Origin of the sequence: Pseudomonas sp. NFACC45, from assembly GCF_900113505.1 — a bacterium.
GTDB classification, from domain to species: domain Bacteria; phylum Pseudomonadota; class Gammaproteobacteria; order Pseudomonadales; family Pseudomonadaceae; genus Aquipseudomonas; species Aquipseudomonas tehranensis.
This window is the reverse complement of sequence record NZ_FOPO01000002.1, coordinates 308,561-323,492: the sequence shown is the minus strand read 5'-3', so window position 1 is coordinate 323,492 and position 14,932 is coordinate 308,561. Positions and strand designations below refer to the sequence as shown.

12 protein-coding genes are annotated in these 14,932 nt (G+C 60.7%); 2 read left to right on the top strand and 10 right to left on the bottom strand.

Annotation, left to right across the window (positions count from 1 at the left end; translation table 11 throughout):
• Nucleotides 1-2 precede the first annotated feature (2 nt).
• Nucleotides 3-539: a hypothetical protein gene (locus BM132_RS04310; RefSeq protein WP_092453516.1), complete on the bottom strand. Its 537-nt coding sequence runs from the start codon at nt 537-539 to the stop codon at nt 3-5.
• 156 nt (nt 540-695) lie between these two features.
• Between BM132_RS04310 and BM132_RS04305 the strand changes: the two genes are divergently transcribed.
• Nucleotides 696-926, top strand: coding sequence for a hypothetical protein (locus BM132_RS04305; RefSeq protein ID WP_092453513.1), 231 nt, complete (start codon nt 696-698; stop codon nt 924-926).
• Between the two features lie 25 nt (nt 927-951).
• Here BM132_RS04305 and BM132_RS04300 read toward each other — a convergent pair whose 3' ends face one another.
• From BM132_RS04300 to BM132_RS04290, 3 genes are all read right to left on the bottom strand, one after another.
• The gene (locus tag BM132_RS04300; protein ID WP_092453510.1) at nt 952-2,883 is read right to left on the bottom strand and encodes a hybrid sensor histidine kinase/response regulator; all 1,932 of its coding nucleotides are present in this window, start codon (nt 2,881-2,883) and stop codon (nt 952-954) included.
• A gap of 109 nt (nt 2,884-2,992) precedes the next feature.
• Nucleotides 2,993-5,314 (bottom strand): ATP-dependent DNA helicase, encoded by a 2,322-nt coding sequence (locus BM132_RS04295; protein ID WP_092453508.1) that lies wholly within the window; start codon nt 5,312-5,314, stop codon nt 2,993-2,995.
• Nucleotides 5,311-6,963: a VRR-NUC domain-containing protein gene (locus BM132_RS04290; protein ID WP_092453506.1), complete on the bottom strand. Its 1,653-nt coding sequence runs from the start codon at nt 6,961-6,963 to the stop codon at nt 5,311-5,313. The genes BM132_RS04295 and BM132_RS04290 overlap by 4 nt, the downstream gene beginning before the upstream one ends.
• A gap of 223 nt (nt 6,964-7,186) precedes the next feature.
• Between BM132_RS04290 and BM132_RS04285 the strand changes: the two genes are divergently transcribed.
• On the top strand, nt 7,187-7,411 hold the full coding sequence (locus BM132_RS04285) for a YgdI/YgdR family lipoprotein (protein WP_092398217.1): 225 nt from the start codon (nt 7,187-7,189) through the stop codon (nt 7,409-7,411).
• 40 nt (nt 7,412-7,451) lie between these two features.
• On the opposite strand, the gene BM132_RS04280 is transcribed toward BM132_RS04285, so the two are convergent.
• The 6 genes from BM132_RS04280 to BM132_RS04255 form a co-directional block, all read right to left on the bottom strand.
• Entirely contained in the window at nt 7,452-7,838 is a 387-nt protein-coding gene (locus BM132_RS04280) for a hypothetical protein (RefSeq protein ID WP_256244123.1), read from the bottom strand.
• Between the two features lie 76 nt (nt 7,839-7,914).
• Nucleotides 7,915-9,765, bottom strand: coding sequence for a polyurethane esterase (locus BM132_RS04275; protein ID WP_092453504.1), 1,851 nt, complete (start codon nt 9,763-9,765; stop codon nt 7,915-7,917).
• 116 nt (nt 9,766-9,881) lie between these two features.
• Nucleotides 9,882-11,231 (bottom strand): TolC family outer membrane protein, encoded by a 1,350-nt coding sequence (locus tag BM132_RS04270; RefSeq protein ID WP_092453903.1) that lies wholly within the window; start codon nt 11,229-11,231, stop codon nt 9,882-9,884.
• A 14-nt stretch (nt 11,232-11,245) separates the two neighbouring features.
• Entirely contained in the window at nt 11,246-12,580 is a 1,335-nt protein-coding gene (locus BM132_RS04265) for an HlyD family type I secretion periplasmic adaptor subunit (RefSeq protein WP_092453503.1), read from the bottom strand.
• A complete protein-coding gene (locus BM132_RS04260) occupies nt 12,577-14,352 on the bottom strand; it encodes a type I secretion system permease/ATPase (protein ID WP_092453501.1) in 1,776 nt (591 codons plus the stop codon). The genes BM132_RS04265 and BM132_RS04260 overlap by 4 nt, the downstream gene beginning before the upstream one ends.
• A 133-nt stretch (nt 14,353-14,485) precedes the next feature.
• Nucleotides 14,486-14,923 carry an AprI/Inh family metalloprotease inhibitor gene (locus tag BM132_RS04255; protein WP_092453499.1) on the bottom strand — a complete coding sequence of 146 codons (438 nt, stop codon included), beginning with the start codon at nt 14,921-14,923 and terminating at the stop codon, nt 14,486-14,488.
• Between the last annotated feature and the right edge of the window lie 9 nt (nt 14,924-14,932).

Genomic DNA, 14,932 nt, shown 5'->3' with positions numbered 1-14,932 from the left:
CTTCAGCCGCCTGGATCACTCACTTGGATATAGATCGAGTACACCCCCAGCAACACCCAGAACGTGGCAAAGATCCATGGGGTACGCAGCGAAAACAGCAACGACTTGCGATAACCCTTGTGGGTTGATTCCTGTTCGCTGAACAGCGGGGATTCATCGTAGGCCAGGCCCATCAACGGCTCTGCGCGCAACAACTCGCTTTGCTTGAAATGCCAATGATCGATGATCTCGTAAGCCGCGCGAATCCCCGGCCAGGCGTTGAGCGAGCTCAAGAAGCCCAGCAGCGCCAGGAATGGCGGCACGATCAACGTGAACAACTTGCCCCACTCCGGGTTCAGGTTGGCCATGCATGAAGCAAAGGCGATCACCAGGAAGGACTGGGCGGCCAGGTACGCATCGGTTCGATTGGCCAGGATGCTGGTTTCGTACTGGATCTCCCGGCGATAGAAATCCAGGCGGTCCTTGGGCGAGCCGAACAGCTTGGCATTGTGTTCCGTCAGTTCTTCATCCTGGGGCTGACGGGTGAGTATTCTGGGCATTGCGCAGGCTGCGCCTCGAGTCAGGGCTTGGGACTCCTTAGAAGAAAGGCCGCACAGGCAAGTTCCAACCAACAGACCAGAGGTGCGGCCACGGTCCAACGAAACACTCACCAAGGGGCAAGGTCTCTAAATCATCAAAAACCTGAGGAGAAACCGGTGGATTATCTTGGATGGGTGCAATGGCCGGCGATGGTGGTCACGGTTCTGGCCGCCTGGCTGATCGGCTCACGTCAGCCCCGACGGCGGGTGGCCGGGTTCAGTTGCTTTATCGCGAGCAATATCCTGTGGGTCGTCTGGGGGCTGCATACCGACGCCTATGCGCTGATCGTGCTGCAATTCTGCCTGTGTGCGATGAATCTGCGCGGGTTCAAGAAAAATACCGAATGAACCTGTGGCAGGTGCATGCCTGAGGCTACTTCATCGCCTGCCCAATGATCCGCACCAGGTCGATCTGCTTGAACGGTTTGGTCAGCCGCGGCAATTGCGTGGCGAACCCTTCCAGGCGCTCGGCATAACCGGTGGCCAGGATGATGGGCAGGGTCGGGTGCCGGTCACGCAACAGTTTCGCCAATTGCGCACCATCCATCTGCGGCATGGCCATGTCGGTGATCACCAGATCGATGTCCGGGTTGAGCTCGAACATCTGCAGCGCCTGAGCCGCTGATGGGGCGCAAAGCACGCGGTGGCCCAGGTCTTCGATCAGCAGCCGGGTGCTGGTCAGCACCAGGCTGTCATCGTCCACAACCAACACCCGTAGCTCGTTCACCGGCTGTGTGGTCGTGGCCTGGGGCGGCGCCTTGTCTGGCGCTGAACTGTCAGCTATTGGCAACCACAGCTCAGCGGTAGTGCCTTCACCTTTGCGGCTCTTGAGCATCAGGCGGCCACCCAATTGCTCGGCCAGGCCGTGCACCATGGACAAGCCCAGGCCCGTGCCCTTGCCGACGCCCTTGGTGGTGAAGAACGGGTCCACGGCCGAAGCCAGCGTGGCCTCGTCCATGCCTTCGCCCTCGTCGGTGATGGACAGGCAAATGTATTGCCCTGGTGCCATCGGCGTGTCCTTTCCGGCCTCGGTGCCTGAGCGTTCCCGGGCGGTGATCAGTATCCGCCCACCATGTGGCATGGCATCCCGAGCGTTCGTCGCCAGATTCAGGATGGCGAGTTCCAGTTGGTTGACATCGGCCAGCACCGGCGAAAGCGCTTGGGCAAAGTCGGTCTGGATGTGTATCGAAGGGCCGATGGAGCTTTGCAGCAAACCACTGATGCCCTGCACCAGCGCCGACAGTTCCACCGATTCGGAGGACAGTTTCTGTCTGCGGGCAAATGCCAGCATGCGTTGCGTCAGCGAAACACCGCGAAGCGCGCCCTGGCTGGCGTTATCCAGCAATTGCATGAGCTTGGGGTCGCTGGGCATGCGTTTGCGCACAATTTCCAGGTTGCCGAGGATCACCGTCAGCAGGTTATTGAAGTCATGGGCGATGCCACCGGTGAGCTGGCCGATGGCTTGCAGTTTCTGGGACTGGAACAGCGCTTCGCGTGCCTGCTCCAAGGCTTGCTGCGCTCGCGTGGCATCGGTGATGTCGCGGGTGATCTTGGCAAAACCCAGCAGTGTCCCCGTGTCGCTGCGGATCGCATCAATGACCACATGCGCCATGAACCGCGTGCCATCCTTGCGTAACCGCCAGCCCCTTTTTTCGAAGCGCCCTTCATTGGCGGCGATGCTCAAAGCTCGTTGTGGCTCACCGGCCTGGCGGTCCTCAGGGGTATAGAACATCGAAAAATGCCGGCCGATGGCTTCCGCCGGAAGATAACCCTTGATCCGTTGCGCACCCAGGTTCCAGTTGGTCACCTGGCCGTCGGGGTCGAGCATATAGATGGCGTAGTCGGTGACACTTTGCACCAGCAGGCGAAACTGCTGTTCGCTTTGCTTGAGGGTTTCCTCGGCCATCTTGCGATCGGTCAGGTCGCGGGTGATCTTGGCAAAACCCAGCAAGTCGCCGCTCTGGCTATCGATGATCGGGTCAATGACGACATGGGACCAGAACAACGTTCCGTCCTTGCGCACCCGCCAGCCTTCACCTTCGAAACGGCCCTCGCGTAAGGCCGTGTCCAGCGCCCGTTGCGGAAGACCGTCTGCGCGATCCTGGTCGGTGTAGAACCGTGAAAAGTGTTGGCCGAGGATCTCGGATTCCTCGTAGCCCTTGAAACGCCGGGCGCCGGAGTTCCAACTGGTGATGATGCCCGAGGGGTCGGTCATGTAGATGGCGTAGTCGACCACGGCGTCGATGAGCAGGCGAAAACGCTGTTCCTGGTTGATGAGTGCGGTCTTGGGGGCGTCTTCGAGCATTTTTTGGCCAAGGCATCCAGAAGAATTTTTTGCGAAGTATGGAGCAAGTGTGGCATCGGAAATAGTGATTAGATCCGTGGGAATCAGCAGCTTGGTCGCGATATGGGATTTACCACAGATCCCCTGTGGGAGCACGCTCACTCCCACAGCAGTTGTGCTGCTCTTGACTAACTGACCACCAGCGCGGCAACAAGTGCTGCACTCTCGGCTCACCGAAGCGATCGTCGATCAACATCACCACCCCACGATCCTGCTGCGTACGAATGACACGACCCGCAGCCTGCACCACTTTTTGCAGGCCGGGATACAGGTAAGTGTAATCGTAGCCATCGCCGAAAATAGCCGCCATGCGCAGCTTCATCTGCTCGTTGACCGGGTTGAACTGCGCCATCCCCAGGGTCGCGATAAACGCACCGATCAGGCGGGAGCCCGGTAAATCGATGCCCTCCCCGAACGCACCGCCCAACACCGCAAACCCAATCCCCTGGCTGTGTTCCATGAATCGTTCAAGGAACGCCTGCCGGGGGGCTTCGCCCATGCCGCGTGATTGCGACCAGGTGGCAATCTGCGGATGCCGCTCGGCAAACAGTCCGGCCACTTGCTGCAAGTAATCAAAACTGCTGAAGAAGGCCAGGTAATTGCCCGGGCGCTCGCTGAACTGGCGGGCCATCAACGCGACGATAGGTTCCAGGGACGCCTGGCGATGGGCAAACCGGGTCGAGATCCGGCTGACAACCTGTACATCAAGCTGTTGCGCCTGGAATGGCGACTCCACGTCGATCCACACAGTGTCCGCCGGGACGCCCAACAGGTCAGCATAATAATGCCGGGGGCTCAGGGTGGCGGAAAACATCACGCTGCTGCGGGCCGCCGTCAGCCTGGGTCGCAGGAAAGCGGCCGGCACTACATTACGCAGGCACAGGGTCGATGCGCTTCGCTGACGGCCATATTCACGCTTGTGTATGTCGAACAGAAAGTGCTCATCAAAGGACTCCGCCACCCGGGCAAACTGCAAAGCATCGAAGTAAAACGCCTGTAAACCGCTATCCAGGCCCTGAGGATGGTCATTGAGGTAATCGCTGATAGCCGTGGTGCACAGCGACAGCGCCTGGAGCAGTTTCTCCGGTGGTTTTTCATACGCCTGATAGACCGCAACCTGGGGCTCATGCAGCGCGTTCCACTGGCGATTGACTCGCTGCAGGGCTTTCTTCAACGTCTCGGGCGCGGTTTTGCGCACTGCTGCCAAGACGGACTGATCGAGGGTCGCGCTGTACATCTGCCGTCCCCGCTCCACCAGATTGTGGGCTTCGTCCACCAGGGTCGCGACGGTCCAGCCATTGGCCTGGGCCAGACCAAAGAGCAAGGCGCTGAAGTCAAAGTAATAGTTGTAGTCGGCGACCACCACGTCTGCCCAGCGGGCCATTTCCTGGCTCAGGTAGTACGGGCAGATATCATGGGCCAGAGCAATATCGCGCAACGCCGCCTGATCGAGCAGCGTGACCTGGCTCGCCGCCGCACGGGCGTGCGGCAGTCGATCATAGAACCCGCGGGCCAACGGGCAGGCTTCACCATGGCAGGCCTTGTCCGGGTGCTCGCAGGCTTTGTCCCGAGCGATCATCTCCAGCACCCGCAACGGCATCGACGGTGCGCTTTGGGTAATCACTCGGGCCGCATCCAGCGCCAGTTTGCGTCCTGGGGTCTTGGCCGTGAGGAAGAACACCTTGTCCAGTCGCTGTGGCGCCAATGCCTTGAGCATCGGAAACAAGGTGCCCACGGTTTTGCCAATGCCGGTGGGCGCCTGGGCCATCAGGCAGCGGCCGGTGCTGATGGCCTTGAAAACCGACTCAGCCAGGTGTCGTTGCCCGGTCCTGAAGCCGGCGTGAGGAAACGCCAGCGTCTGAGCACCGAGGTTGCGCGCCTGTCGGTGAGCCATCTCCTGTTCGGCCCAGGCGAGGAACAGCGCACACTGCGCCTCAAAGAAAGCCTCAAGCTCCACCGCTTCAACGCTTTGCGTCAGGCAGGTTTCCTTTTCGCTGACGATGTCGAAGTAGACCAGCGCCACGTCGATCCGTGGCAATTGCAACTTCTGGCACATCAGCCAACCGTAGATTTTTGCCTGGGCCCAATGCAGCTGGCGATGATTGGCCGGTTGCTTGTCCAGGTCGCCCCGGTAGGTCTTCACTTCTTCGATGCGATTGCAGGCCGGGTCGTAGCCATCTGCCCGGCCTTTGATCTGTAGCGTCTGGTAGCGGCCCTCCAGGCTCACTTCGGCCTGGTAACCCTCGCTACGCCGCGAGGCCACGGTACGGTGGCCGACGATCCCCTCCATGGCCGTGGGCGACGGCGTGAAGCGCAGGTCCAGGTCGCCGGTCTTGGCGGTGAACTCGCACAGTGCCCGAACGGCGATGCTGTAGCCCGGCGCCTGGGTCATGCGCCCTGCTCCGCCCACTGCACATAGCAGACGGCAACGGGCATCTGGTGTTCATGACAGAACTCCAGCCAGCGCAGTTGATTGTCTTGCAGGCGGTCGCCGGGGCCTTTGACTTCGATCATGCGGTAGGTCTTGTGCTGCGGCCAGAACTGGATCAGGTCCGGCATGCCGGCGCGGTTGGCCTTGATATCCAGCAGCAGGCGGCTGAACCAGTGCTTGAGGTGTTCAGCAGGCAGGCAGTCGAGGGCTTGATGGAGCAACTCTTCGGACAGCGCGCCCCAGAACACGAAAGGCGACTGCACGCCCCACTTTTCTGTGTAACGACGGACAATGGTGTCCCGGTAGCGTCCATCGTCGAGCTGCGCGAAACAGGCCGCGAACAGCTCGGCGCGTCGCTCGTGAAAGTCCTCGTTGAGCAGGTCCACCGGCCCGCGCTGAAATGGGTGGAAAAACGCTCCCGGCAACGGCGCAAATATCACCGGCCAGCACAGCAGGCCAAACAGCGAGTTGATCAGGCTGTTCTCCACGTAATGCACCGGCGCGGTTTCATCGTGCAGATGGGCCTGAACGTGATACTCCACCGACAAGGCCGGATCGACACGCGGCAGGTGCAGGTCCAACCGCTCGACCTTGCGCGCCATGGTGCGCGGCACCGGAGGGCCGCCCAGCTTGCGCCGCAGCCGGGGCAGGATCCTGAGCAGGGCCTGGGTTTCGGCGGCGCTTTGCGGCTTTTGTGCCGCCGCCTGCGCCCATTCCAGGGCCAGGGCGTACTCACCGATGCGTTCCATCACCCGGATCATCCGCAGCCGTGCGCCGGGGTAGCTGCAATCCTGATAAATGCGCAAGGCCAAGGTGAAGTCGCCGCTGCGCTCCGCGTGCTGGCCGATCTGAAACAGCAGCTTGCCCCGGCGTCGCTCCAGCCAGGTGTTGTCCAGGCTCAAGGCATGGATTTGGGCAACGATCTCTTCAAGAGGCTCGCCGGCTTCGAAACGCTGCTGACATTCGTGGAGGAAGAGGCAGGCATCGACATCCTGACGGCTGCGCAGGCCACGGGACTGGACACTGAATTCAACGGTTTCATAGGTGAAGATGCCCAGGTCCGCCAGCACGAACTCCGACCAGTCCTGATAAAGATTGCCAAAAAACAGCAACCGCAGGCGGTCGCAGAGGTTCATGATCGTCAGGCTGAAAAGTCGCTCTTCCAGCAGCGGGCACCAGGTGCAAAAAGGCTGTGGTTGATCGAAATGGCCCTGCAAGGATTCGAGCCACTGGCCCTTTTTCGCCTTGGGGTGTTCGATCAGGTGACCCAGGCACAGGATGATTTCCTGTTTGCGCAACACCTCAAACAGCTCGACAAGCCCGAGAGGCGCCTGATCCTCGACCCAGCCCAGCGCCAACAAAGGTTCGACCGCGCTGCCAATATCACCAATCTCAGGGTACAGCAGCTTGCTATGGCGAAAATGCCGCCCCTTGCGCATCACCATGCGCACCAACAACCCCTGGGATGCACGGGGCAAGCTGGCGAAATCGTCGATGAAGCGTTGCTCCTCGACGCTGAGCACATCGGCATAGCGCGCTGCCAACCAGGCGAGCACTTGCTCAAAGTTGTTCAGATAGTAGAAGGGATCATCGAGAGGGTTATTTGTCACGGAAAGAGGTGCCGTTGCCTGCCGGAGTACTGGTTATGCGCACAGATATCAGCTACGGCGGGCGCAGGCAACTGCAAAAGATGAGCGGTCGCCCGCATTCAGGAGGAAAATCCAGCACTGGCGATGAACTTTCCTACGGCAAGCGAGACCAATGGCGGTTAACTACAGTGATGGCACGGTCTAATCAACTGAACTGCGCCTTTTTGATTGAGAGGTTACGGATATGAACATCAGGATTCTGGGTCTGCCCCTGGTCGCCGCTGCGTTACTGGCTCTGGCCGGCTGCTCATCACCAACTGTGGTGACCTTGCAGAACGGTACCCAGTATTTGACCAAGGATGCCCCCAACACCCGTACCGCTGACGGCTTCTATGAGTTCGAAGACATTTCCGGCAGAAAAGTGCGGGTCCGCGCCGATGAAGTGGCGACGGTGCGTAAGGAAGACTGAGTTTATTCCAGCCCTCTGTCCGCAGAGGGCCTGTTTGAAATCAGCGGATAGGATCCAGGCTCATCTCCAGCGCCAAGCCGCCCTCGTCGCAACTGATCTTCCCGCCTTTTCGTCGCAACGACCGTTCCTGCATTCGCAGGCAGTGCTCGTATTCCAGTTGAGTGGAACGATCAATGCTGATATTCCCGGTCATGTCGGGTCTCTTCGCTTCATCAACGCCTACAGAGACCCATGACTTGGGCGTCTGTATCTCAAAGCGAGGCAGGTACGAAGGCGCATCGAACGGTTTGCCTCGTTCGGCGGCGGGCAATTGCTCGGGCGTGATGCCATAGCGGGTCAGAATCGATTGATCCGGCAATTCGGCCAAGGCGCCAGCCGAGGCCAAGGCCCCCATCAGGCCGATGATGGGGCTTTTCTTGCTGCTCACTGCTTCACTTCTCCTCAAATCAATTACTGTGGCGAGGGAAATCCCCTCGCCACAGGCTACTCAAAACGATCCTGAATCAGGCAAATACAATGTCGCCTCCCACCTGGCCGGGGTTGACCCCCACCAGGGTCACCGAACTGTCACCAACCTCTAGCAGCGTGTCACCGCCGACCTGAGACAGGTGCTGGCGGTAGTCGTAACCTGCCCCGGCGCCCTGCACGCCCAGGAACACCAGTTTGTCGCCGGCATCATACCCACTGATCAGATCGTGGCCGAACGCGCCATTGAAAAGGAATGTGTCAGCGCCACCGCCCGATTGCAGCCGGTCATTGCCCAAGCCGCCGACAAAGGTGTCGTTACCCGTACCGCCCAGTAGCACATCGTTGCCGTCATGCCCGAACAGCCAGTCCCCCGATGATCGCGCGGTCAAGGTATCGTCAGCCGAGGTGCCGGTGGTCGACGATGCATACGCCGTGAGCTTGCCGCCCGCCACCAGGCCGTTGGCCGTGACACTGTGGCTCACCTCGTCCTTGACCAGCCCCCAGAACAAACCGGGTTCTTTGCTGACGAGCGTATCGATGTCGCGGGTCACGCTGATTGCACCCTGGGCATCGCGCACGTACAAGGTCCCGGCGCCGTCCTGGACGAAGCTTGCATCCTTCACCGAGGCCTGCAGTTGCAGGGTATTGCTGCCCTGCCCGCCCAGTATCACGTTGTACCCACCAGCGTCGCGAAAGGTGTCATTGCCGGCGCGGCCCTCCAGATAGTCATTGCCCTGTCCGCCCTGGATCAGATCATCACGGTCAGTGCCGATGATAAACGTGCTGCCGGTGTGGGTTTCGGCGTTGCGATTGAGGTCCTGGACCCACGTATTGCAGCGTGCGGGATCCGACAGGTTGGCGACGATGATCGTGGAGTCTTTCTCGGAGAGGTCGTAGAACGCCGAATCGAGGATCCGGCCCATGCCATCGCCGTAACCGGTGGGCAGGTGGGATATCCAGGTGGGGATGTTGAGGATGGAAAACGGCAACACGTTCCAGGCCGCCGAGGCATAGTGGTCGTTGAAGCTGACGATGTTGTTGGTGGCTGACGCCTGCGGAGCATCATGTACGCCCACCGATGCGGGGGTGAACGTGGAGCCGTCCAGTGCCCGGAACACCGGGTCATTTTCATAACCGATGTTCAGTACCTTGTCGGTGCTGCTTTGGGTGGGTGAGGCGTAAGCGATGTAATTGGCGCTGCTGTAGAACCCCGACCATTGGCTGCTGCTCAAGTCCGCCAGGCTGTTGACCGCCAGCCCACCGAGGCTGTGGCCACTGACCAGCACGTCCTGGCCCGTCAAGCCGTGGGACTGGGCAAACGCCGCGACGTCCCCGAGCAAGTTGCCGAATGCTTGGCCGACGTAGTTTTTCGCGTAGTCCTGGGGGCCGAAAGCCGCCATCAGATCGCTGATGACGTCGCCAATGGAGTCGCTGATCAGAGTCTCCCGTGGGCCGCTGGTGCCACGAAACGACACTCCGATTTGTGTCAGTTGCCCATCGCCGTCGTACTTGCCGAGAATTTCCACCTGCGCGGTGGTGTAGCCGGCCTTCTCACCAAAAAACGTTCCCCGGTCATCCACCTTGCCGGTGTAGCCCAGTTGCGATGCGCTGATCGGGGTCCAGCCGGCCTCTTGCACCGCCTCCAGGGCGAGCTGTTCCGAGTCGGGATTCCACGGCACGCCGGGGATCACCCCTTGCGAATCGGTGCTGCCCAGCAGCGCCGTCACCAGCGTGGCGGGCAGCCCCGCACCGAAGCCGTTCTGCTGGTAGCCGGCGGCAAAGCCGTGGTCCAGATTGTGGTAGGAATACAGCATGATCGCCATTGCATCGCTGACCAGCGCCTTGGACTCGGTGGTGCCGAGGTTTTTATAGTCGTAGATACCCATCGTGATGACCTCTTTTTTTGTTGTTGGAAAGGTTGCTGATAGCGGCGAAGCTCTTGTGGGTGGGGCTGCTTCGCAACCCAGCGGGGATAAATCCCCTCGTCACACAGCACTGCCAGTCATTGGGTCAGCGCCGGCGGCACAAACGCCTCATCCACCTGGGCCAGGTCTTGCGCGCCCAAGGTGCCGGCGTAGTAGTGCAACTTTGTCCAGGCCATGAGGTAGTCATAACGGGCCTGGGCCAGGTCGCGTCGGGTGGTGTAGAGCTGTTCTTCGGCGTTCAGGGCATCGAGGTTGACCCGTTCGCCGCCGAGGATGCTTTGCCGGGTCGATACCACCAACGCCTCGGCGGCGCTGAGGGCTTTGCGGTATGCCCGCAGTTTGTTCACCCCCGACATGCAGGCGCTGAACTGTCGGCGCAGCTCGATCAGGGTTTCCCGGGTTTTGGCGTCCAGTTCATATTCGGCCCGCTCCATGTTGCGGCTGGCCTGACGGGTCGACGCCGAGACGCCGCCACCGGCGTACAGCGGCACGCTGATCTCAAGTCCAATGGTGTTGGTGTCGTAGCGCTGGTTGTAGGTGTTACCGCTTTCCGACTCGTTCTGGCGCATCGTCGCGTAGGCGCTGACCTTGGGCAGGTGTCCGGCGCGGTTGCGTTCGACTTCGTAGCGCGCCACGTCCACGGCCTGGCGCTGGGATGCCAGGGTCGGGTTGTTGCTCACGGCCAGTTCGTGCCATGCCTGAAAACTGGCCGGCTGCAAGGCAAAGGTCTGGAACGTTTCGTTCAGGGGCGCCAGGTCGCCAATGTTCAGGGTCGGGACGCCAATCAGCGAGCCCAGTTCGCGCAAGGAAGCGTCCTGCTCGTTGCGAGCCTCGATCTCTTCGGCAATCGCCAACTCATAGCGCGACTCGGCTTCAAGGATGTCGGTGCGCGTACCTTCGCCTTGGGCAAACAGGTGCTCGTTCTGATGAAACTGTTGTTCGAAAGCTTTTTTCCTGGCCTGGGCAATGTCGATCTGATCCTGGGCGAACAACGCCTGGGTGTAGGCACTCAACACCCGCACCAGCAACTCCTGGCTCTTGCCACGAAAGTTTTCGTCGGCAAACAGCGCCTGGGCCACGCCTTTGCGGTAGGCGGCGTAGGCCTCGTAGTCCAACAGCGGTTGTTGCAGGGTCAGGCTGGAGCCATAGCTGCTGTAGTTGCGGTCGTCATGCTGGCTGGCGCCGCGCTCGTTGAGGTAGGTGACCTTGGACTGGTTGCGGCCCTTGTTGTAGCTGTAGCCCAGGTGCGGCAGCAGCCCGGCGCGGCCAATGGCGCGGTTCTCCAGGCCGGCATCGCGCTCCTTGATCGCGCCCAGGTAGACCGGGTCATTGCGCAGGGCTTGTTCATAGAACTCGAATGGCCCCATGGCCCAGGCATTGTTGCAGATAACCGCCGCCAGCGCGGCGAGCCAATAACGTCCCTTCATACCCCCGAACATCCTCATTCTTCGGTCAACGCGGAGCCGGCTCGGTCGAGCAGCGGTTTGAACAGGTAGTTCATGAGCGAGCGCTCACCCGTGCGCACGAACATTTGCGCCGGCATTCCGGGCTTGATCACCAGCCCGTTGAGTTTTTCCATCGCCACTTCGCTGACGCTGCTGCGCAGGATGTAATACGGCTCAGCGGTTCTTTCATCGATCATCTGGTCGGCGGAAATCAAGCTGACCTGCCCCGGGACCCTCGGCGTGCGGTTCTGGTTGAAGGCGGTGAAGAGGATGTCCACTGGCAACTGGGTGCCCACCTTGTCGATCAGGTTGACCGGCAGGCGCCCTTCCACTTCCAGGCGCGTGTCTTGGGGCACGATTTCCAGCAAGGTATCGCCCTGACGGACCACGGCGCCTTCGGTGTGTACGCCCAAGTTCACGGCGATGCCGTCGGCGGTGGCAAGGATCTCGCTGTGTTGCAGCTCAAACGCGGCAGACTTGAGCTGCTGTTGCAGGGTTTCGCGCTTGAGTTGCGCCTCGGCCAACTGACTGCGAACCTCCTTCTGGTATTCCTCATTGTGTTGTTCAAGCGTGAGGCGGGACTCGACGATGCCCTGCTCCACCCGGCCGCTTTCGCCACTGTTCTGCGCCAGTTCCTGCTGCACTTGCGACAGTTGCCGTTGATAATCCAGCAGACGGTTGCGCGGGATGTAGCCGTTGTCCGCCAACGGTTGCAGGTTGCTGAGCTGCTGGCGCAGGGACTGGGCCTGGGCATTGAGGTCATTGCGAGCCCGGCGCATGCCCGCCAGTTGCGCCGTGGCGCCTTCGATATTGGCGCGCAACGCGGCCTGCTCCCGGGCCACCGCTTCGCGGCGGCTGCTGAACAACTGCCGCTGGCCTTCGAGCACCAGCGCCAGGCGCGGGTCGGGGTCGTGGCTCAGTTCAGCCGCAAAGCTGACCTGTGGGAGGTTGTCCCGCTCGCTTTGCCAGCGTGCCAGGCTGGCCCAGGCCATGCGGTACTGGGCTTGCAGCGATTGCACATCGGCCGCAGCCTGAGTCTGGTCCAGTTGGAACAGCGGTTGGCCCTGCCTCACTGTCTCGCCTTCACGCACCAGAATCCGGCTGATCACGCCGCTGCTCATCGATTGCACGGCCTTGCGCTTGCCGGACACCACCACGGTGCCTTGCACCGCAATACCTTGGTCCAGCGGCGCCAGGCTGGCCCAGGTGAAAAAACTGCCGGCACCAATGATCGCCAGTGCCCATCCCAGGCGGGTGAAGAAACGGGCATCGCGCTCGGGATGTTCGAGGTCTTGAGAGTGTTGCAGATTCATGTCGCGATCCTTGCTCATGCGCCGCTGGGTTTGCTGGCCGCCGAGTACTGGCGACTCATGCTCAGCCCGTTGGGGGCTGCCTGGGGTTTGTCGCGTTGCGATTGCGGTTGGCCGGACAAAGCCCGCAGCACCTCCTGACTTGGACCGAACGCTTGTAGGTGGCCTTCATTGAGCACCAGCAGCTTGTCGGCCTGAGCCAGCGCCGAGGAGCGATGGGTCACCAGCACGACCGTGGTGCCCTGGGCTTTCATCTGCGCGATGGCGCCGGCCAGTGCCGCTTCACCGACTGTGTCGAGATTGGAGTTGGGTTCATCGAGCACCACCAGGCTCGGTTGGTCATACATTGCCCGGGCCAGGGCGACGCGCTGTTTCTGGCCACCGGACAAACCGCTGCCATCCTCTCCCAGCACGGTGTCGTAGCCTTGAGGCATGCGCAGGATCAGTTCATGCACACCGGCCTGTTGTGCGGCCGCGACGACCTTTTGCGGATCGGCCTGGCGAAAACGGGCAATGTTTTCGGCAATGCTGCCGCTGAACAACTCAATGTCTTGGGGCAGATAGCCAATGTGCGGGCCGAGCTGGTCGCGATTCCAGCGATGGATGTCGGCCCCGTCGAGCCGCACTGTGCCTGCGAAGGTCGGCCATACCCCCACCAACACGCGGGCCAGGGTGGATTTGCCGGACCCCGACGCACCCAGCACCCCGAGCACTTCCCCGGCGTCCAGGCTGAAACCGAGCTGATGCAGCGTCGCGTTGCGCCGCCCCGGTGGGCCGGCGCTGACCTGTTCAAAGCTCACCTGGCCCTTGGGCGGCGGCAATGTCATCGCTTCGTTTTGGGCTGGGTAAGCCTGCAACAGCGCGTCGAGACGGCGATAGGCCAGTTTGGCCCCACTCCACTGCTTCCACACGGCGATCAACTGGTCGATGGGGCTTAGCACCCGACCCATCAGGATTGAGCCGGCAATCATCATTCCAGCGGTCATGTCGCCCCTGATCACCAACAGCGCCCCCAACCCCAGTACCAGCGATTGCAGACACAGGCGCAGAGTCTTGCTCAGGGAGCTGATCACCGCGCCGGTATCACTGGCTTGGTTTTGCAGGCCGAGAAAGCGCGAATGCACGGCAAACCAGCGCCCGCGCAATGCGCCGAGCATGCCCATGGCCTGGATGGTCTCGGCGTTGTGCAAGTGGCTGGTCGCCAGTTGGCTGGACTGTTGCGAGTAAACACTGGCCTGCCCCAGCGGCTTTTTGGTCATGACTTCGTTGAGACAGGCCAGGCCGATGAGCAACAAGGTGCCAACGCTGGCGAACACGCCCAACCAGACGTTGAACAGGTAGATCACCAGCAAATACACGGGAAACCACGGGGCATCGAAGAATGCGAACAGCGCAGGTCCGGTGACGAACTGGCGGATGTGGGTAAGGTCACCCAGCGACTGCCCGGCGTTGCCCTCGCCCTGGCACAGGTTGCGCTCGAACGCGGCCTTGTACACCTGAAGGTTCAAGCGTCTTTCCAGCTGGCTGCCGATACGGATAACAATGAAGCTGCGCAGCATTTCCAGCAGCCCGATAAATACGAAGAAGCCCACCACCATCAACGACAACATCCACAGCGTGGTTTCGTTTTGTGATGACAGGCCCCGGTCATACACTTGGAGCATATAAATCGAAGGCGCCAACATCAGGACATTAATCAGTGCGGTAAAACAACCGACGCTGATCAGAATACTTTTATAGTTGCCCAGCGCTCTAAACAGCGGCACCGTCGCAGCGCGCCTTGTCATGTTCATGTAGATATCCTTGCTGTTGGCTTTGCCAGGTTATTCAACTTGCCAATCTTTAAATGATTTACATCGGGCCGCGGTGCGGTGCACACCTGTTTAAACAGGCGCGCCTGGGGCATTGGCACACTGTACCAACGTGTTAAGGAATGGTTTGGGGTGGACGCCGTTCGAGCGTCACTACCTGACCTGATTTCAAGGTGACTTGATAGTGTTGCTCTTGACGCAGTTGCAAGTGAATCCGGTTGTTCTGTTTGCCAATCAGTGAAAGGCCGTCTGGCTCGGTGAACCAATGGACCGGCTCATCGCCCAGCCACTGTCCCAGGCAGGTGGTTTGCCCGACCAGGGTTTGATCTGCCCGAAGCTCGACAAAGCAGATGCTGGACGGCGCGTCTTGGGACGATGGGGGCTGCGCAGACTCCTGCGGCCCCGACAGAATAGCCTGCCACTGGCCGGCCAACTGCGAAGGTTCTGCTAACAACAGGCTGCGCGCCATGGCGACTTCTCCGGTAAACATCATCAGCGTAGCGAGTAACCAGGCACCTGCCTGGACACCTCGGGGCTTAGGGCTTTTGCACATAGGTTCAAT

Bases quoted from the DNA above. Each gene is read 5' to 3' on its own strand.
- BM132_RS04310 (WP_092453516.1), bottom strand. From the start codon at position 539: ATGCCCAGAATACTCACCCGTCAGCCCCAGGATGAAGAACTGACGGAA.
- BM132_RS04300 (WP_092453510.1), bottom strand. From the start codon at position 2,883: ATGCTCGAAGACGCCCCCAAGACCGCACTCATCAACCAGGAACAGCGT.
- BM132_RS04295 (WP_092453508.1), bottom strand. From the start codon at position 5,314: ATGACCCAGGCGCCGGGCTACAGCATCGCCGTTCGGGCACTGTGCGAG.
- BM132_RS04285 (WP_092398217.1), top strand. From the start codon at position 7,187: ATGAACATCAGGATTCTGGGTCTGCCCCTGGTCGCCGCTGCGTTACTG.
- BM132_RS04275 (WP_092453504.1), bottom strand. From the start codon at position 9,765: ATGGGTATCTACGACTATAAAAACCTCGGCACCACCGAGTCCAAGGCG.
- BM132_RS04270 (WP_092453903.1), bottom strand. From the start codon at position 11,231: ATGAAGGGACGTTATTGGCTCGCCGCGCTGGCGGCGGTTATCTGCAAC.
- BM132_RS04265 (WP_092453503.1), bottom strand. From the start codon at position 12,580: ATGAGCAAGGATCGCGACATGAATCTGCAACACTCTCAAGACCTCGAA.
- BM132_RS04260 (WP_092453501.1), bottom strand. From the start codon at position 14,352: ATGAACATGACAAGGCGCGCTGCGACGGTGCCGCTGTTTAGAGCGCTG.
- BM132_RS04255 (WP_092453499.1), bottom strand. From the start codon at position 14,923: ATGTGCAAAAGCCCTAAGCCCCGAGGTGTCCAGGCAGGTGCCTGGTTA.